The following is a 17,606-nucleotide window of genomic DNA, read 5'->3' as shown; positions in this document are numbered from 1 at the left end:
CCGATGTCATCGTCCGTAAACTTCCCGCCTCAAAACATGAGATGAAGCGAATTCAGGCGGGAGATAACGGACGTTAACATCCCGATTGGTTCAGCTAACAATCAGTGGGGGAGGAATAACCTCCCCACTGATTGAAGGTTCACTTTATACAGACGGTTAAAAAGGGGAGTATACAGACAAATGGATCATTTCAGAAGATTAGCTTTTTCCTTCAGTGCAGTATTGCTTTTAGTTCTGGTTATCTGGTTTATGTCTGATCATCAGCAAAATAGCACTGGGGAGGAAGATAACCCAGCGTTTAAAGCTTCGATGGACGAGCTGGCAGCTGAAGACATGAGCCTGACGATAAATATGTTTATTTCGCAGCTTGAAAGAGATTTGTTAAGGTGGAGCTCAGGGTCTGTTCCGCTGGAAGAACAGAAGGAACAGCTAAGGGAAGAGATTGATGAACATCCTCATATAAATGGATTGAAACTGTCGCAAAACGGTGTGAATATAGCTGAAGCCGGAGAGAAGCCTGAAGAAAGCTTTGCTGAACTGACAAATGAAAAATCGAATGGCATAAGACTTTCGAGTCCATATGTTAAAGAAGGCACTAAAAGAATGCTTATGGGCGCGGGTGATGAGACAGAGTACTGGATGGCTGAAGTGAATCTTACATTTATCGAGGACTTTGTTAAAGACACAGCAGCACTGGCTGACAGCAATGGACAATTTTTTATTGGAAATGAGGAAATGGATCTCTCTTTTTCAGAAGAAGAAGCAGAACTACCTTACACTAAGAAGCAAATAGAGGATATTGGCTGGCAGATATATGTCCAGAGCGGGGAAGAAGAGCCCGATGGCCCACATGCCAAAGAAGGGGAGGTTATTGTAAACCTCCTCCCGGAAATTGAGGCCGAAGAATGGGCAGAGAAAAAAGGTGCTGTAGTTATAGATAAATTAGACAGTAAGGCAATTATACGGGCACCTGGACGGACAACGGAACAATTGATGGAGGGTTTGTTCGGGGATCCGGCCGTCACGTGGCTGGAACCCAATTATATGTATTCAAGACAGGGGAAGATTGAAAAGAGTGGAGGGCGGGCGAGAAATAGCGTGTCAGGAAAGGAAGCTGATACGTCTTCCCCCGATGATGAATTTTATAAGCCGTACCAGTGGAATCTCGAGCAGGTTGGTGCAAATAAAGCATGGCTATTTTCCACAGGAGATGAGACCGTTCCGATAGCGGTAATAGACAGCGGGGCGGACCCGGAGCATCCCGATCTTAGCGGAAGGATATCCAGGGGGTATAATGCATTTGAAAACAATGGAGATTACCACGATGAACACGGCCATGGCACTCATGTAGCAGGAATAGCCGGAGCAGTAACTAATAACAGTGACGGAATAGCCGGTTTATCCTGGAATAATCCGCTCCTCCCGGTAAAAGCGCTTGATCATAACGCGGAAGGCAGCTCTCTCTCTATCGCCAGAGGAATTGTCTGGGCTGCCGATAACGGAGCTAAAGTAATAAATTTAAGTTTAGGGGACAGCCATGATTCTGAATTGATGCACGATGCAATCCGTTATGCTTATGAAAAGGACGTAGTTCTGATTGCAGCTTCAGGGAATGACAATGTCCATATACCGATGTATCCGGCAGCTTATGAAGAGGTATTAGCGGTAGCAGCGGTAACACCTCACCGGGAAAGGGCATTCTTTTCTAACTATGGTAATCATATTGATGTGAGTGCTCCTGGCGAACATATTCCCGGCACATATCCAGGCAGCCAGTACGTAGTTATGAGCGGAACATCTATGGCTTCTCCCCATGTTGCAGGATTGGCAGGCTTAATTCGTTCTGTAAACCCGGATCTTTCTAATGAAGAAGTATATGAGATAATTCGAAGCACATCTGATGATGCAGGAGACAAGGGATATGACCCTTACTATGGCTACGGGATTATTAATGCAGAAAGAGCTTTGAAAAAAACGGGAGAAGCTAATAACAGGTGACAGGAAGAAAAATAAAACAAGGTGCCAGTGTGCACCTTGTTTTTATCGTATAATGCTCAGCCATTATTTTTTGCTTTCTCCAGCTGGTATGCTGTAATCAGCTGATCCAGTTCTTCGGAACAAAGAAGGGTTGCTTCTGATGATAACCCGCTGGTTTTAGCAATATTAAGCAATTCCTTACGTTTCTGCTCTATTTCAGTTTTTATACTCATAAGGCACTCTCCATATAGTAAATCTTCAGATTCTTCTGTTATATTATCGTACAAGCAGTATGAAATTTAAATAGCTTCCCGAAAAAAAGTAATAATCTGACATGTATTTACATGAAGTTTCTCAATATTCGATTTCGTCCACTTCTTTCGGCTGGAGCGGGCGGTTCTCATCCAAATAAACCTGGTAATGCAGCTTCCTGTCCTGTTTATTTTTTTCTGATCGCCGGGTGCTTGTATCTTTAGCCTTTTCGCTGTTATTTTTCATTTAGTAATGCCCCCTTTCTGATTGTTTTAAACGGTAGTTCATATCAGCCAGCTATTGAGCTGAAGTTCCTGGCTGAATGCTGTGATACTTTTATTGTTAGCAGGTACAGAGATTTCATGTGTTCACACTGCCTTTAGTCTGAAGACTGCATCCCGGCGAATTTATAAGCAAGTATCGCGAGATGAAGATTAAATCGGTCATCAGGTGACTGCAGACTGAGCCCTGTATACTTCTCAATTTGAGACAGCCGGTACTTTAACGTATGTCTGTGTATAAAAAGGCTGGAAGCAGCTTGCTGAATATTGCAGTTATGGGCAAGATAAACTTCCAGCGTAAGTATTAAATCCGTTCTGTGCTGTTTATTTACGAGCAGGTTCCCTAAATGAGTTTCGTAAAACACTTTAAGTGAAATACCCGCTTCCTGCATCCTGATAAGCATCTGATAAAATCCAAGCTCATCAAAATGGACAACGGAAGGTCCGTTTAAGAACAATGGGGCGTACCGGACTGCATATTCAGCCTCTTTTGCACTTTGGGATACTTCGTTCAGCTGGCGATAGCCGTTTCCAATACCAATTGTTAACTGCTGTTTGAAATTAACTGTCCATCTGTCCTGTATTTTTGCAGATATGTTTTTCAATCCATCTTTTTCATTGATTTTGTCATAAAAATCGACCTGGACCAGGGCATACAGTTCTTCCGCTTTCGGCAATATAATATATTGCCTTCCTGAATGCTGGAGAGTCTGGGCAGCTACATAATGAAGATGGCTGCTTAAATCTTCATTAATGCTATACCGCTCATCTTCTTTAACATGAATTCTTAAATATAAAACAGCGTGGGGTTTTGAAAGGTCGTAGCCTAATTTTGTCCCCCGTTTGAGCGCTGCCTCCTTATTAAATTTATCTTTAAGCAGAATTTCTTCCGCCAGTTCCCCTTTGAGCCGCACCCTCGTTTCTTCCACAGCATATTGTTTTACTAATTCGATTCCCACCAGTGTGGATACGTGATCCATAATAATACTGTCCATCTCAGACCAGAAGGGTTTATGCTGCAGAGCAACAAGGTATCCATAAGTAAAGGACTCGGCAGATACGGGGGTGCTGAAACAATAAAAGTTTGCGATCTTAATTGGTTCTCCCGGCGTGTGGTTATTAATCATTTCAAAGAGTGAAGCGGCAGAATGCTTTTCTTCTGAAACTGTAACGTATTCTTCGGTTACTGAAACAAAGTCCTGATGTATATTTTCCACAGCCTGAAGCTCTCCAATATCATTAAATACGAGAAATGTAGAATGTGTAAGATTGCTTATTCTTTTAAGCACTTCATCCAGACCTTTATTGTTCAATGCCAGCTTAGTCATTTCTTTATGTATTTTAAGGGAATCCTGAAGCAGACGCATTTGTTCGTTGCCAATTTCTTCGACAATAGTTTTAGTAATTGTAGAAAAATTGATGGACTTAGGAATTTCTATTAAAGGAAGATGATGTTCATCAGCTGCATCTGTCAGAGCCTCGGGAATCGATTGGAGATAAAATCCTGTATGAAAAGCGAGTCCAGACAGCCTGCCTGACTTAATAAGCTCGGTTAATCTGTCAATATACACTGGATTATCAATGAGTCCGTAGCCAGTAGTGACGATAAATTCCCCTTCGTTAAAACGTGAAATATCTTCAATAATCTCAATGGTTGTTACCCAGTTAATCGGATTATCCCTTCCTTTTTTTCCAGCGATCAATTTTGTCCCCTTTAACGCAGGAAGGTTCATTGCTTCGTAGATAGTCAGCATATTTGGACACCTCTATACAAGATTTTAATAAGAAATTATACAAGATGTATAAAAATTCTGCGTAAAATTCCTTTAGAAGAGAGAATAGTTTGTAAGGTCGATTTTGAATACGATATAGGAAAGGATATATAATCTCATTTTAGTTTACTTTCTTAATGTTAAGACAGCAATATTTTACTTCCAGACAGGAGGGATTAAAAATGAAGGACAGCTTCTTGATAAAGCCTGCTCTAAATGAGGAATATCCCCAGGCAGAGTATGGGAAGGGAATTTACCTGTATGATTCTGCCGGAAAAGAATATATAGATGGTTCATCAGGAGCAGTAACATCGAGCATAGGACATGGTGTGCCTGAAATAGCAGCAGTGATGAGAGAACAGGCTGAAAAAGTTTCTTTTGTGTACCGCTCCCAATTTACGAGCGAGCCTGCTGAAAAACTTGCTGAAAAGCTGAAGGAATGGGCACCAGGCGACCTGAACTGGTCCTTTTTTGTAAACAGTGGTTCAGAAGCAACAGAAACTGCCTTAAAAGTTGCTCTTCAATACTGGCAGGAAAAAGGGAAACCAAGAAAAACTAAAATTTTGTCCAGATGGATGAGCTATCATGGGATTACCCTTGGTTCTCTGTCAATGTCAGGGCATGTGGAGAGAAGAGCAAGATTCGAGCCTCTTCTGGAAGAGTTTCCTGGTGTGGAACCGCCATATTGCTTCCGCTGCCCCTTCAACACCACTTATCCTGAATGCCAGCTAATGTGCGCCAAAGACCTTGATACAGCAATAAGAAGGACTGGATCAGAAAATATAGCTGCATTCATTGCAGAGCCTGTGATTGGGGCTTCGGGAGCTGCTATCGTACCCCCGAAAGGATATTATGAAGAAATTCGGGAAATTTGCGACCATCACAGTATACTATTTATAGCGGATGAGGTAATGACCGGGATCGGCCGCTGCGGTGCAAAATTCGCCATAGATCACTGGAATGTGGTGCCTGACATTATCGCTGCCGGCAAAGGCATGAGTGCCGGTTATACTCCTCTTGCGGCAACAATTATAAGTGACAGAGTTATGGAACCGATCTTCAACGGGTCAAAACTTATTATGAGTGGACACACTTACAGTGCAAATCCTCAGTCCGCAGCTGTCGGGCTGGCGGTTCTTGAATATATTGAAAAAAATAATTTAATAAAAGAAGCAGAGGTGAAAGGTGTTTATCTGCTTGAAAAACTGCAGGAGCTAAGGCAAAAGTATCCTGTCATTGGCCATGTAAGAGGAAAAGGTTTGTTAACTGGTGTGGAATTCGTTTCAAATATATTTAATAAACTTCCTTTTTCGAAGGAAATAAATGTTACAAAAGCAGTGACTTCAGCCTGTCGAGATAAGGGCCTGCTCGTTTACCCGGCATCAGCCGGTGGGCCGGAAATGAATGGGGACGCAGTAATTCTTGCTCCGCCGCTTATAGTAAAAAATGAAGAAATCGATAAGATAATCACTATCTTTGAAAGCGTTATCAAAGATTTGCAGGAGGAACTTCAAGTAAAGGGTTTTTTTCATTCAGCAGGTTAGGAGGGAAAAATAATGAACAAAGTGAATGCAGAGAAAAAGAACAAGGTGATTGAAGCAGTGAGGGCCGCTGAATTTATTAATAATGAGATGACCGTGATGATTGGCGGTTTTGGCGGAGTAGGTAATCCGCCTTCATTAATCAGGGAAATGATGGAAAGTGGAGTGGGGGAGCTTACACTCATTTGTAATGATGCTGGTTTTCCTCATATTGGCGTCGGCCAGCTCGTAACAGCAAAACGTATCAAAAAATTGATCGCAAGCCATATTGGTTCCAACCCTAATGCAGGTAAACAAATGACTGACGGAGAACTGGAGGTTATTTTCTCTCCGCAAGGTACGCTGGCAGAACGCATTCGGGCGGGGGGAGCAGGGCTTGGCGGTATACTTACCGATATTGGAGCAGAGAATCCGATTATAGAAGCAGGAAAGAAAAAGATTGAAATAGATGGAAAAGAATATTTGGTGGAACCGGCACTGACTGCAGAAGTTTCACTCGTATTTGCTAAAAAAGCTGATACGCTTGGAAACCTCGTTTATGATACCAGTGCGAGAAACACCAATCCACTTGTGGCAATGGCTGGAGATATAACGATCGCAGAGGCGGAGGAAATTGTGGAGGCTGGGGAACTTGATCCGGAAGAGATTGTTACCCCGGGAGCATTTGTAGACTATATCGTCCAGAGTGAAGGAGTGAATTGGACATGGGCATGGGAAAAGAAATAAGAAATGCAATTGCAAGAAGAGCTGCCAAAGAAATTGAGCCGGGCATGATCGTTAATTTAGGAATCGGTATACCTACATTAGTTGCTGATTTTGTAGAGGACAGTTCTGTGATGTTCCACGCAGAGAACGGAGTCCTCGGCACAGGGCCGAGCCCTGCAGAAGGAGAAGAAAATCCTCATCTTTGTAATGCAGGGGGCTTTCCAATCACAGTGGTGAAGGGAGCTTCCTATTTTGACAGTGCAACAGCGTTCGCGCTTATCCGTAAAGGACTTCTTGATATAACGATACTTGGCGCCCTGGAAGTGAGTGAAAAAGGAGATCTGGCCAACTGGATTGTTCCGGGAAAACGGGTCCCTGGAATGGGCGGGGCGATTGAGCTGGCACAAAAAGCAAAAAAGGTTATTATTCTGATGAATCATACGGATAAATACGGTAATCCGAAAATAGTCAAACAGTGCAGCCTCCCTCTCACTTCTGAAAAATGCGTAAATATGATAATAACCGAAATGGCGGTGTTTACCATAGAAGAGAAAGGTCTCATTCTCAGGGAAGTATTTGAGCCTTTTACTGCAGAGGAAGTGAAGAACAAAACAGGAGCGGAGTTTTTAATGCCTGAAAAGGTCAGCACTATATCATGAATGGAGTCTAAAGACCCAAATAGACGAGCTGTACATGTATAATAGAAATTAAATAAGTGTGTCATTAGCTCAGAATGACTATAAAATTCATTTATAATAGAGATGTTGATGAGATCGGAGCAAAGGAGACTGTCTCTTCCTCTTCCAGATTAGCTCCGCAGAATATCCGTCGAGACAAATCGAAGCATTTGCGGAGGAGCGATGCTCTTTCCGGTCGGGAAAAGCAACGGCCGAAGACCCCGCAGGGAGGGGTATCCGAGGGGGCTGAGGCGTTGCCCGAGGAAAGCGAGTTTGTGTAGAGCTCATCAACACACCTTATCTAAAGTAATAAAGATAATTCTAAGAAATATTGATACTCATATAGAATTATTCAGAAAAGAAAGTGGTTTATTTATGGCCGCAGGAAGGGTGTACAGAATTATGAAAAACAAGTGGGAGTTTGACCGGCCAAATGACCGGATCGTTGCTTATTTTCCAGCTATTAATGAAGCAGAAGCAGCTATCATTACGAATAAGTTTTTTCCTGAAGAACCTGGCAAGCTGATTATTTACACCTCATCCCTGTACGAAGAGAAGCTGACAAATATGGATTTCACGACAGAAGCGGAAATGGCTGGTTTCTTTCAGGGAAATGACGCGGTAGTAATGACGAGGTATTTCAATAATAGCAGAGCTGTCTCGAAGCAAGCAGAAGAAAATGAACAAGTGCTGAAAGCTGCAGGGGAGGATACAAAGGACCTTACAGGTTTTAAACCGGAGTTTACAGTTGAAAAGGTAACAGAAGCCGATCTGCCGGAACTGGCTGAACTTTTTAAAATAGTATTTCCTGTATATCCCACAAATGTATTTGATCCGGACTACTTAAAAGCTGCCATGGAAACGGAATACACTTTTTTTGCAGCAAGAGACGAGAGCGGGAAAATTATCGGTGCAGCGTCCGCTATGGACTCCGAGTACGGGAGTGCGGAAATAACTGACTGTGCGGTTCTTCCGGAGTACCGAGGCAAGCAGATACTGCACGGTATAATCCTTGAGCTTGAAAAAGAGCTTATGAGGCAGGGGATAAAACACGTATATTCTATCACAAGAGCTAAATCTTTTGGGATGAACATGACTGTGAAAAGACTAGGTTACCATTATCAGGGGACGCTCACGAACAACTGTATTATCTCTACTGGCTACGAGGACATGAATATGTGGACAAAAAAACTTGGATAAAGAAAAAGGGCCGACTTATGAAAAAGTCAGCCCTTTTTTTGTCACAGATTAAAATAATTTTTCTTCAGCAACCTTGGCTGTTCCATCAAATCTTCAAAAGTAAATTCTTTAGGAAGATTTCTCGTATTGATCAGCATCATCTGCTCCTCAATCTCTCCGATTAGATCTTCTTCTACATATATCATGCTGCATGACGGGCATTTAACTGAAGGCACCTTTTTAATCTCAACTGCCCGTGTCCCGTCAGGAAGCTCCCAGTAAGCGGATTCGGGCGAAACAATCGCTTCTTCCGACTCGCACCATTTACAAACCATAATCATCCTCCGTCCTATACCTGTTCCGGCGTTTCCGGTGTTTCTGTCGTATTCTTTTCTTTAAGCCTTTCCTGTTCCTTTTTCCATTTTCTTTCTTTCATTTGATCCCGTTTTTCCCGCAGCTGCTTAAGCGTCTGATGGTTTTCGCTTGCTTCATACTGTTTTCGTCTGTCAAGGCGGTTCAAACCTTCCGGAACCAGGTTGAATTTCTCATCATTCATCAGGGCAGATACACCAACACGTTTTTGTTCTTTCTTTTCATAGTAAGAATAAAAATAATCATTTGCTCTTCCCGGTACGTAGTTCTGAGGTTCCGGATAAGAAGTAATCACTCCTTCAAAGTTCCGGAGAACAACTTTATCCGGGCTCTGGGAGATCAGGTAATTTGGCTGAAGTGTAATTTTTCCGCCGCCACCTGGTGCATCGACTACGAAAGCGGGCACGGCGTAGCCAGAAGTGTGTCCTCTTAATCCTTCAATGATCTCCAGCCCTTTCGATACAGGAGCCCGGAAATGGCCGATTCCTTCAGATAAATCGCACTGATAAATATAATAAGGCCGGACCCGGATTTTTACGAGGTCATGCATTAATTTTTTCATAATTTCAACACTATCATTTATACCGGCGAGTATAACAGCCTGGTTTCCAAGCGGAACTCCTGCATTAGCGAGCATCTCACACGCTTTTTTTGACTCTTCGGTTATTTCAATGGAAGTGTTAAAGTGTGTATTCAGCCAGATCGGGTGATACTTTTTCAATATATTGCAGAGGTTTTCTGTAATACGCTGTGGGAACACGACAGGGGCTCTCGTGCCAATCCGGATGATCTCCACATGGTCTATTTCCCGAAGGTTTTTCAGTACATATTCAAGAATCTGGTCATTTATTAACAGTCCATCACCGCCAGAGATGAGTACGTCCCTGATTTCAGGATTGCTGGCAATATACTGAATTGCTCCGTCCAGTTGTTTTTTCGGAACACCCATGCCGATCTGCCCTGAAAAACGGCGTCTCGTACAGTAACGGCAGTACATGGAACATTGATTTGTTACCAGGAATAAGACTCGGTCCGGATAACGGTGAGTTAAGCCTGGCACTGGAGAATCTTCATCTTCAAACAAAGGGTCCTCAAGGTCATACTTTGTTTTCTGTATCTCCTGTGATATAGGGACAGACTGCATTCTGACCGGACAGCGCGGGTCGTCAGGATTCATCAGGGATGCATAGTATGGTGTAATATTTAAAGGAATGGTTTTTGTGGAAATCCGTACTCCTTCTTCCTCTTCAGGGGTTAAATTAATTACTTTTTTCAGGTCGTCCAGTGTCCTGATCGTATTAGTAAGCTGCCACATCCAGTCGTTCCATTGCTCCTCCGTAACATCCTCCCACAATTCTATCTCCTTCCAGTGGCGTTCAGGTTTGTACAAATCCATCTTCATTTCTAATTTCCTCCTCGTTTTACGGTTTCTCGCATACTTAGTAATGCAAGTTTTATGCCAAAGAGGAGAAATGCTGATACATGAGGGTTTTATAAAAAATGGAAGACGTTAATAATAAAGAAAGTGCCGAAAAATCAGCACTTTTACTCTATATTATATTTTGCTATTTTATATTGCAGTGTCTGCCTGGGAATTTTTAATAGTTTTGCAGCTTTCTTAACGTTGCCGTTCACGTTGTTCAGTTTCTCTGTTATCAGTTTTTTTTCTAATATTTCAAGGGTTTCCTTTAATCCAGAGCCTTCAGTCTCAAAGAAATTTATCTGTTGAGTGCTGTTGCTTTGGTTTTTCAGCAGCTCTGCAGGGAGATCTTCAAGCCTGATGGTCTTTCCCTCAACAAGGTTCATGGCTGATTCTACACAGTGCTTCAGCTCTCTGACATTGCCTGGCCAGCTGTATGATTTCATCGCTCTCATGGCCGGTTCGTTAACATCTTCTATACATTTACTGAATTGAGCATTGTAAAACCTGATAAAAGCCGGTACAAGAACATCCAGGTCATCCATTCTTTCTTTTAGCGGAGGCAGCGAAAGAGAGGCGACTTTTAAGCGGTAGAAGAGATCTTTTCGCAGCACTTTTTTCTCCAGCAGTTTTTCAGGAGGCTCATTTGTCGCAGCAAGCACCCTGACATTTGTTTTAATGCTTTTATTAGAGCCAACTCTTCTTATGACGCCGTCTTCCAGCACCCGGAGCAGTTTAGCCTGCAGTTCATAAGAAAGGGTATGAATCTCATCTAAAAACAATGTTCCTGTATGGGCCAGTTCAAACAGACCCTCCTTATCTTCTGAACCTGTAAAACTCCCTTTTACAGTACCAAATAATGTGCTTTCCAGCAGAGAAGGGGGGATAGCAGCACAGTTTTGGGATATAAACGGCCCGTTGCTTCTTGGAGAGCTGTGATGAATACTTTGCACGAGAAGTTCTTTTCCTGTACCTGTTTCACCGTAGACAAATACAGGGGAGGATGTTCTCGCTATTTTTTCAGCTTTCCGAAGTACCTCCGTCATCGAAGCATTCCTTGTGAGAATATCCGTAAAACGGTATAAAGCCTGGTTATCGCTTACATTTTCGGCCTTTACTTTCCTGCGGTCATTTTCTGTCTGTACTTCAATAAGCATGTTAGACAGTTTTTTAATTCTCGAATAATCTTTAGCAATCTCTACTGCACCTGCTATATTATTATCTGCCATGACGGGAATGGTTGTATTAATTGTATCTATAAGCTCGCCCTTGATATTCCTGTATGACTGGGGCTGGTTATAAATCGGAAGCCCTGATTTGATTACCTGAAGTAAGGTGGATGTCTGGTGGGAAAGGGAAGGAAAAACCTCCAGTAAAGGTTTTCCGATCACTTCTCTGCTAGACAGTCCATCATGCCCTGCGGCGGTTTCATTATAATAAATGGTAATTCCGTTCTTATCCACTACGTGGATTCCTTCGTCAATACTTTCCAAAATTGCTTTTAACATTTCTGTAGTATCTTTATCTGATGCAAACATACACCCTCCTGGTTAATGCCGGAAATCCATCTTAGTGCCGAATTTTCAGCATATTCAATCTTATCATATAATTTTAATAGAGAAGAGGCAATGCCTGTTTTAGGGGAATAATTACAGATAGGCTGAATTTCAGGCGATATTCGGTCTTCATATCTGGATTACTTGGGAAATCAGTGCCGCAGCTTAAAAATTCTCTTTAGAATCTCTTCAGAATGTATGTGATGTAATACCATGGAGTCATCAGACCGATTATAGGGAAGGGTGGCAGGCGGGGAAACAGCGCTCCTTATGGAATTTGGTATTCTGGAACGGTTCGACAGCACTATTTAAAATTACTTTAAGGTTAAAAGAAAGAGGGGCCGCCAAAAGCGAGCTTTCAGGACACCCTCTATTGTGTAGTTATTGTCAGTCTTCCATAGTGGATAAATCGCCGGCAGGCTGTCCCAGTTCCCACGCTTTCAGGACACGGCGCATGATCTTCCCGCTTCTTGTTTTAGGCAATTTCTCTTTATACTCAATTTCTTTCGGTACTGCATGAGCGGAAAGTTCTGTCTTAATAAACTTTTGTATCTCCTCTTTTAATTCCTCACTATATTCGTAACCTTCCCTTAAAGAAATAAACGCCTTGATAATCTCGCCCCTGACTTCATCTGGTTTTCCGATTACTCCTGCTTCTGCAACTGCCGGGTGTTCAACAAGCTTGCTTTCGATTTCAAATGGGCCGACCCTTTCGCCGGATGTGTTTATTACATCATCATTTCGTCCCTGGAACCAGAAATACCCTTCTTTGTCTCTATATGCTGTATCTCCTGAAACATACCAGCCAGGGATGGAAAAATACTCGTCATATTTCGGCTGGTTGTTCCACACTTTTCTCATCATGGACGGCCAGCCGGCTTTAATAGCAAGATTGCCCATCTGGAAAGGAGGGAGTTCATTTCCCTTATCATCTATAATCGCTGCTTCAATACCAGGCAGAGGTTTCCCCATTGATCCTGGCTTTATTGGCTCCGATAAGTAGTTACAAATGAGTAATGCTCCAGTTTCAGTCATCCACCACGTATCATGAATTCTTAGTTTGAAAGTGTCGTAGCCCCATCTTACAACTTCCGGATTCAGCGGTTCGCCGACACTGAGTATGTGCCTCAGCGAGGACAGGTTATAGTTTTCAACTTTATCAGCACCTGCTGACATAAGCATGCGAAAAGCAGTAGGAGCACTGTACCATACGGTAACTTTGTATTTTTCAAGCGTGCTGTACCAGTCGTCAGGAGAGAAACGCCCCCCTCTGACTACATTCGTCACACCGTTCAACCAGGGTCCGAAAATGCCGTATGAAGTACCGGTTACCCAGCCTGGATCAGCGGTACACCAGTAAACATCGTCCTCCTGTAAGTCCATAACCCATTTGGCGGACTGGTACTGCTGAATCATAGCATTGTGTACATGATAAACGCCTTTTGGTTTGCCTGTTGAACCTGACGTGTAGTGAAGAATCATCCCATCTTCCAGGTCAAGCCATTCGATAGCTGTATCATCTGCTGGAGATGCCTGCATTTCCTCATTTAAAGAAACGAACCCTTTTTCCTGGGGAGCTGCACCTCCTGCAATAATGATGGTTTCCAGGTCCGGAAGTTCCTTATAGGGAACTCTTGAAAGGAGATCAGGGGTGGTCACCAGTACTTTCGCTCCGCTGTCTTCCAGCCGGCTTCTTACAGCTTCCTTCATGAACGCTTCGAAAAGGGGGCCAACTACTGCGCCAGCTTTTATAGCGCCAAGCAGGGAGGTATAAAGTTCAGGGGTGCGGGGCATGAAGATGAAAACTCTGTCTCCCTTATTGACACCCAGCCTCCTGTACATATGGGCAGCCTGATTTGTCAGTTCCTTTAATTGAGAAAATGTATAAGTTTCCTCTCTTGCCTGATCAGAATACAAAAGTGCTGTTTTGTTTCCATTCCCTTCGTCTGCATGCCGGTCAATGGCTTCATAAGCCATGTTTACTTTACCTGTCCGTGACCAGGTAAATTTTTCTTTTACCTGGTCCCAGTGAAAATTATTCCGTGTTTTTTCGTAGTTTTGCAAGTTGTAATGTCCTTCTTTTGGCTTCAATGCTTGCATATAAACACCTCCAAAAATATTCAAAACTACAAATCTAATTTTATCATAAACACAAAATTCAGAAAGTTCAATTTAAATAAACTAATATGTTTTAATTTATGGTCCAGTTAACGCGATTCGTGATGGTTCAATCAACTAATGGAAATTCAATGAACGAAATCGAATGTTCAATCAACGAAACTGGTGGTTCAATGAACGAAACGTAATCACTCAACGAAACTAAATCCCCTCGGTTTCTTATTATGCTGATCCCGAGCTTTCATTCAGAACATAAAGAAAGCAGAATTTTTGATTTTTATTTGCTGTTAATTGTATGGTAAAGGAAGAGGAACCCGCACAATTATTTTGTTAATGATGTCATTAAGGGGGAAACTCAACATGGAACTGCTTGCATGGGCGGCGGTTATTTTAATAGGCATACTGCTCATTAGGTTTTTGTGGACAGTTATTAAACTGGCAGCTTTTGCCGGCCTTGTACTATTAGTCATTTATTTTGTACGGTCAATGGTGGAAACTGCCGCTTCGTTTTCCCTGTAGTTGTTTAACTGTGGAGAGCGGCAGGGTAAATATATGAACTGGATTACATATTAAAGGAGGCTGTTTTGATGGAAACGAGAAAAGAAAAAGATACACTCGGTGAAATTAATGTCCCGGCGGATAAATGGTGGGGGGCGCAGACACAGCGAAGCCTTGAAAACTTTAAAATAGGCACGGAAAAAATGCCCCGGGAAGTCGTGGAAGCTTTCAGTATTCTGAAAGAAGCTGCAGCAGCAGCTAATAAACGTCTTGGTAAACTGGAGGAAGAAAAAGCGGAAATGATCGGAGAAGTCTGCCGTGAAATTCGTGAAGAAGGAAATTTCGAGCATTTTCCATTAGTAGTGTGGCAGACCGGGAGCGGAACCCAGTCAAATATGAATATGAATGAAGTGGTGGCATTCCGTGCGAATGAGAAATTCCGGGAGCAGGGAAAGGAAACGAGAATACATCCTAACGATGATGTGAACCGGTCCCAAAGCTCCAATGATACTTTTCCAACAGCTATGCACATAGCTGCTTTATCAAGTCTTGAAGAAAGACTTCTCCCGTCTCTTCAGCGGCTGAAGGAAACAATCAGCAGTAAAAAACAGGAGTTTGAAGGAATAATAAAAATCGGACGTACTCATCTTCAGGATGCTACACCTCTTACCCTTGGCCAGGAATTCAGCGGCTGGGAGTATATGCTGGAAAAAAGCGAAGAAATGGTTAAAGAATCAGCAGAACATTTAAGATCTCTGGCGATTGGCGGGACAGCAGTTGGTACAGGAATCAACGCACACCGAGACTTCGGGGATTATACAGCTGAAGAGATCAGCAGAATCACTGGCAGGAAATTCACTTCTTCCTCCAACAAATTCCATGCTTTAACAAGCCATGATGAAATCACTTACGCTCACGGAGCTTTAAAAGCTCTTGCGGCAGACTTGATGAAAGTTGCCAACGATGTGAGATGGCTTGCCAGCGGCCCACGCTCAGGTATTGGAGAAATTACGATTCCCGCGAATGAGCCTGGAAGTTCGATTATGCCTGGTAAAGTTAACCCGACTCAAAGTGAAGCTCTTACAATGGTGGCTTCCCAGATTTTCGGGAATGATGCGACAATCGGCTTTGCTGCAAGCCAGGGGAACTTTGAACTTAATGTCTTTAAGCCGGTAATTATATACAACTTCCTTCAGTCAGTAAGGCTGTTAAGTGATGGAATGGACTCCTTCAATGAAAAGTGCATGGTTGGAGTGGAAGCAAATGAAGAAGTTATCGGAGAGCATGTAAGAAATTCCTTAATGCTCGTAACGGCATTAAATCCGCATATTGGTTATGAAAAAGCAGCGGAAATAGCTAAAAAAGCATTTAATGATGATTCCACACTAAAAGAGGCGGCGCTGTCACTCGGGTACCTGTCAGAAGAAGAGTTTGACGAGTATGTAAACCCTGAAAAGATGGTCAGCCCGTCAGAATAACTTTTACTGCCCCCTTTGCTTAGCATAAGGGGGTTTTTCTTACACTTTAAGAAAGTATAAAATTTTAGCAGGGAAGTTGATTCGGCGCAGAGAAAATTTTCAGGGCTAAAGTATAAGTGCAACTACGCCTCTGTCTTCGCCTTAAGGCTCGCCAATCGGCGAGTTTTCTTTATATTGTTAATTAAAGGGAATCAATTTTATCCCGATGAAAGCGTCCGTAAAACTCCCACCTCAAAACATGAATTTAACCGGTGACGTTTAGGTGGGAGATAACGGACGCTAACATCCCGATTGGTTCAACTAACAATCAGTGGGGGAGGAACAAAACCCCCACTGATTGAAAGTTCACTTTATAGTTGGCTTTGTATAAAAAAAGACGAACATTCGGAAAAGTAATATTTTCAGATAACCTTCGTATTTAAAATGAAAATCTGGAATTATAAATTTGCCTCCAAGGCAAAAATTAAACAAGTTTATTAATGGTTCGGAGTATGCTATTGTTGTAGAAAACTATAGAGCACGGAGGAAAATCATGAAAATATTCGATCTTCATTGCGACGTATTATTAAGGCTCTGGGAAGACAGAGGCCGGTCTTTTACCGATCATCCAGACCTGGATGCAAGCTATAAAAGGCTGTTAAAAGGCAAAGTTAATTTACAGCTCTTTGCTGTTTTTATTGAGCCGGAACTGCCCAGCGACATGAAATTCCAGTATGCTCTTGAGCAAATTGATCTATTTCATCAGGAAGTCGTAGGAAAACATGATAATGTTAAGAAAATACATAACTGGAGCGATATCCGCCAGCTCAAGGACGGAGAAATTGGCGCGGTACTTTCTCTTGAAGGCGCTGATGCATTCGGAAACGACCTGATGAAACTTCGAACGCTCTACCAGCTTGGGGTAAAATCTCTCGGGCTCACATGGAATAATGCTAATCTGTGTGCTGACGGGGCAGGTGAGCCAAGGGGTGGAGGCCTCACTCAGCTGGGATTTGAAGTAGTAAAGCTAAACAATAAATACGGAGTCTGGACCGATGTTTCCCATTTATCACAGGGAGGCTTCTGGGATGTGATGGAAACAGCCGCATATCCAATAGCTTCCCACTCCAACTCAATGGCTATTTGCGAGCATCCCCGTAACTTAACAGACGAACAGGCGCAGGCTCTGTTCAGTAAAGGGGGATTTATCGGCCTTGTTTTCACTCCGCCGTTTATTACAGGAGGAGATAAGGCGGATTTTAATGATTTGATCCGGCATATAGAACATTTTTGTGAGCTGGGGGGGCGGGAGCATCTTGCCTTCGGTTCTGACTTCGATGGTATTACCGAGTATGTGGATAATTTGGAAAATGCCGGGCAGTACCAGAATCTGATTAATGAACTATTAAAAAGATACAGTGAAGAAACTGTAAGAGGATTCGCATACGAAAATATATTGAAGAGACTGCCTTAGGGAAAATCATCTGCCCAGCTGGCACTTTTGAAAGCTGTGTTTATGAAGTCAAAAGAAAACAGGACCGGCCAGAATGATTATGGCTGGTCCTTCCTGTCTATAGGTATATAATACCCGCATCGCTGTATACACTTATAAGCTAGAAATGCATCAATTGTATAGGACCCATCGTCATTTGTTTTTACAGTTTCCCATGCATCTTCTACTAACAATCCGCCGCATTCAGGGCATCTTTTATTTTCTGGCAATATAGCAGCCTCCTTTTTAAGGGATTAATACCATTATAAAACCAGGAGGTACATGCTGCAAAATTTCTTTGGGTATTCT

The 17,606-nt window shown here is 42.6% G+C and carries 17 protein-coding genes; 9 read left to right on the top strand and 8 right to left on the bottom strand.

The genetic code is table 11. From position 1 onward, the window contains the following. The first annotated feature begins 180 nt into the window (after positions 1-180). Positions 181-1,998 (top strand): S8 family peptidase, encoded by a 1,818-nt coding sequence (locus BK582_RS20675; RefSeq protein WP_078596844.1) that lies wholly within the window; start codon positions 181-183, stop codon positions 1,996-1,998. Between the two features lie 56 nt (positions 1,999-2,054). On the opposite strand, the gene BK582_RS20670 is transcribed toward BK582_RS20675, so the two are convergent. The 3 genes from BK582_RS20670 to BK582_RS20665 all read right to left on the bottom strand — a co-directional run bounded on the left by BK582_RS20670 (position 2,055) and on the right by BK582_RS20665 (position 4,264). Then, a complete protein-coding gene (locus BK582_RS20670; protein ID WP_078596843.1) occupies positions 2,055-2,210 on the bottom strand; it encodes an aspartyl-phosphate phosphatase Spo0E family protein in 156 nt (51 codons plus the stop codon). A 121-nt stretch (positions 2,211-2,331) separates the two neighbouring features. Then, positions 2,332-2,475: a hypothetical protein gene (locus BK582_RS27295; protein ID WP_167553227.1), complete on the bottom strand. Its 144-nt coding sequence runs from the start codon at positions 2,473-2,475 to the stop codon at positions 2,332-2,334. A gap of 133 nt (positions 2,476-2,608) precedes the next feature. Next, positions 2,609-4,264, bottom strand: a complete 1,656-nt coding sequence (locus BK582_RS20665; protein WP_078596842.1) for a PucR family transcriptional regulator — start codon at positions 4,262-4,264, stop codon at positions 2,609-2,611. Between the two features lie 200 nt (positions 4,265-4,464). Between BK582_RS20665 and BK582_RS20660 the strand changes: the two genes are divergently transcribed. The 5 genes from BK582_RS20660 to ablB all read left to right on the top strand — a co-directional run bounded on the left by BK582_RS20660 (position 4,465) and on the right by ablB (position 8,405). Beyond that, complete coding sequence (locus BK582_RS20660) at positions 4,465-5,826, top strand: aspartate aminotransferase family protein (RefSeq protein ID WP_078596841.1); 1,362 nt, start codon at positions 4,465-4,467, stop codon at positions 5,824-5,826. Between the two features lie 12 nt (positions 5,827-5,838). Further along, positions 5,839-6,549: a CoA transferase subunit A gene (locus BK582_RS20655; protein WP_078596840.1), complete on the top strand. Its 711-nt coding sequence runs from the start codon at positions 5,839-5,841 to the stop codon at positions 6,547-6,549. Then, positions 6,528-7,187 carry a 3-oxoacid CoA-transferase subunit B gene (locus tag BK582_RS20650; RefSeq protein ID WP_078596839.1) on the top strand — a complete coding sequence of 220 codons (660 nt, stop codon included), beginning with the start codon at positions 6,528-6,530 and terminating at the stop codon, positions 7,185-7,187. The genes BK582_RS20655 and BK582_RS20650 overlap by 22 nt, the downstream gene beginning before the upstream one ends. 74 nt (positions 7,188-7,261) lie before the next feature. After that, a complete protein-coding gene (locus BK582_RS27710; RefSeq protein WP_218190748.1) occupies positions 7,262-7,486 on the top strand; it encodes a hypothetical protein in 225 nt (74 codons plus the stop codon). A gap of 121 nt (positions 7,487-7,607) precedes the next feature. Beyond that, positions 7,608-8,405: a putative beta-lysine N-acetyltransferase gene (gene ablB, locus BK582_RS20645; RefSeq protein WP_169911176.1), complete on the top strand. Its 798-nt coding sequence runs from the start codon at positions 7,608-7,610 to the stop codon at positions 8,403-8,405. Positions 8,406-8,446: 41 nt separating this feature from the next. Here ablB and BK582_RS20640 read toward each other — a convergent pair whose 3' ends face one another. The 4 genes from BK582_RS20640 to acsA form a co-directional block, all read right to left on the bottom strand. Next, positions 8,447-8,719 carry a YokU family protein gene (locus tag BK582_RS20640; protein WP_078596837.1) on the bottom strand — a complete coding sequence of 91 codons (273 nt, stop codon included), beginning with the start codon at positions 8,717-8,719 and terminating at the stop codon, positions 8,447-8,449. 14 nt (positions 8,720-8,733) lie between these two features. Beyond that, positions 8,734-10,158, bottom strand: a complete 1,425-nt coding sequence (gene kamA, locus BK582_RS20635; RefSeq protein WP_078596836.1) for a lysine 2,3-aminomutase — start codon at positions 10,156-10,158, stop codon at positions 8,734-8,736. Positions 10,159-10,301: 143 nt separating this feature from the next. Next, positions 10,302-11,714, bottom strand: a complete 1,413-nt coding sequence (locus BK582_RS20630; RefSeq protein ID WP_078596835.1) for a sigma-54 interaction domain-containing protein — start codon at positions 11,712-11,714, stop codon at positions 10,302-10,304. 405 nt (positions 11,715-12,119) lie between these two features. After that, positions 12,120-13,832: an acetate--CoA ligase gene (acsA, locus tag BK582_RS20625; protein WP_078596834.1), complete on the bottom strand. Its 1,713-nt coding sequence runs from the start codon at positions 13,830-13,832 to the stop codon at positions 12,120-12,122. A gap of 378 nt (positions 13,833-14,210) precedes the next feature. Here acsA and BK582_RS27290 point away from each other — a divergent pair, with 378 nt between their 5' ends. The 3 genes from BK582_RS27290 to BK582_RS20615 all read left to right on the top strand — a co-directional run bounded on the left by BK582_RS27290 (position 14,211) and on the right by BK582_RS20615 (position 17,279). Next, on the top strand, positions 14,211-14,369 hold the full coding sequence (locus BK582_RS27290) for a hypothetical protein (protein ID WP_169911174.1): 159 nt from the start codon (positions 14,211-14,213) through the stop codon (positions 14,367-14,369). Positions 14,370-14,437: 68 nt separating this feature from the next. Continuing rightward, a complete protein-coding gene (gene fumC, locus BK582_RS20620; protein WP_078596833.1) occupies positions 14,438-15,826 on the top strand; it encodes a class II fumarate hydratase in 1,389 nt (462 codons plus the stop codon). 532 nt (positions 15,827-16,358) lie between these two features. Continuing rightward, positions 16,359-17,279: a dipeptidase gene (locus BK582_RS20615; protein WP_078596832.1), complete on the top strand. Its 921-nt coding sequence runs from the start codon at positions 16,359-16,361 to the stop codon at positions 17,277-17,279. 77 nt (positions 17,280-17,356) lie between these two features. Here BK582_RS20615 and BK582_RS27285 read toward each other — a convergent pair whose 3' ends face one another. Continuing rightward, positions 17,357-17,527 (bottom strand): hypothetical protein, encoded by a 171-nt coding sequence (locus BK582_RS27285; RefSeq protein ID WP_167553224.1) that lies wholly within the window; start codon positions 17,525-17,527, stop codon positions 17,357-17,359. Between the last annotated feature and the right edge of the window lie 79 nt (positions 17,528-17,606).

Origin of the sequence: Evansella clarkii (assembly GCF_002019695.1) — a bacterium.
In the GTDB taxonomy this organism is placed as follows: domain Bacteria; phylum Bacillota; class Bacilli; order Bacillales; family Salisediminibacteriaceae; genus Evansella; species Evansella clarkii.
The sequence above is the reverse complement of the archived record's forward strand: the minus strand, read 5'-3'. Positions and strand labels throughout refer to the sequence as shown.

Bases quoted from the DNA above. Each gene is read 5' to 3' on its own strand.
- fumC (WP_078596833.1), top strand. From the start codon at position 14,438: ATGGAAACGAGAAAAGAAAAAGATACACTCGGTGAAATTAATGTCCCG.
- BK582_RS20650 (WP_078596839.1), top strand. From the start codon at position 6,528: ATGGGCATGGGAAAAGAAATAAGAAATGCAATTGCAAGAAGAGCTGCC.
- BK582_RS27290 (WP_169911174.1), top strand. From the start codon at position 14,211: ATGGAACTGCTTGCATGGGCGGCGGTTATTTTAATAGGCATACTGCTC.
- BK582_RS20630 (WP_078596835.1), bottom strand. From the start codon at position 11,714: ATGTTTGCATCAGATAAAGATACTACAGAAATGTTAAAAGCAATTTTG.
- BK582_RS20660 (WP_078596841.1), top strand. From the start codon at position 4,465: ATGAAGGACAGCTTCTTGATAAAGCCTGCTCTAAATGAGGAATATCCC.
- BK582_RS27710 (WP_218190748.1), top strand. From the start codon at position 7,262: ATGACTATAAAATTCATTTATAATAGAGATGTTGATGAGATCGGAGCA.
- BK582_RS20675 (WP_078596844.1), top strand. From the start codon at position 181: ATGGATCATTTCAGAAGATTAGCTTTTTCCTTCAGTGCAGTATTGCTT.
- BK582_RS20640 (WP_078596837.1), bottom strand. From the start codon at position 8,719: ATGGTTTGTAAATGGTGCGAGTCGGAAGAAGCGATTGTTTCGCCCGAA.
- BK582_RS20615 (WP_078596832.1), top strand. From the start codon at position 16,359: ATGAAAATATTCGATCTTCATTGCGACGTATTATTAAGGCTCTGGGAA.
- acsA (WP_078596834.1), bottom strand. From the start codon at position 13,832: ATGCAAGCATTGAAGCCAAAAGAAGGACATTACAACTTGCAAAACTAC.
- BK582_RS20665 (WP_078596842.1), bottom strand. From the start codon at position 4,264: ATGCTGACTATCTACGAAGCAATGAACCTTCCTGCGTTAAAGGGGACA.
- BK582_RS20655 (WP_078596840.1), top strand. From the start codon at position 5,839: ATGAACAAAGTGAATGCAGAGAAAAAGAACAAGGTGATTGAAGCAGTG.
- kamA (WP_078596836.1), bottom strand. From the start codon at position 10,158: ATGAAGATGGATTTGTACAAACCTGAACGCCACTGGAAGGAGATAGAA.
- ablB (WP_169911176.1), top strand. From the start codon at position 7,608: ATGAAAAACAAGTGGGAGTTTGACCGGCCAAATGACCGGATCGTTGCT.
- BK582_RS27295 (WP_167553227.1), bottom strand. From the start codon at position 2,475: ATGAAAAATAACAGCGAAAAGGCTAAAGATACAAGCACCCGGCGATCA.
- BK582_RS20670 (WP_078596843.1), bottom strand. From the start codon at position 2,210: ATGAGTATAAAAACTGAAATAGAGCAGAAACGTAAGGAATTGCTTAAT.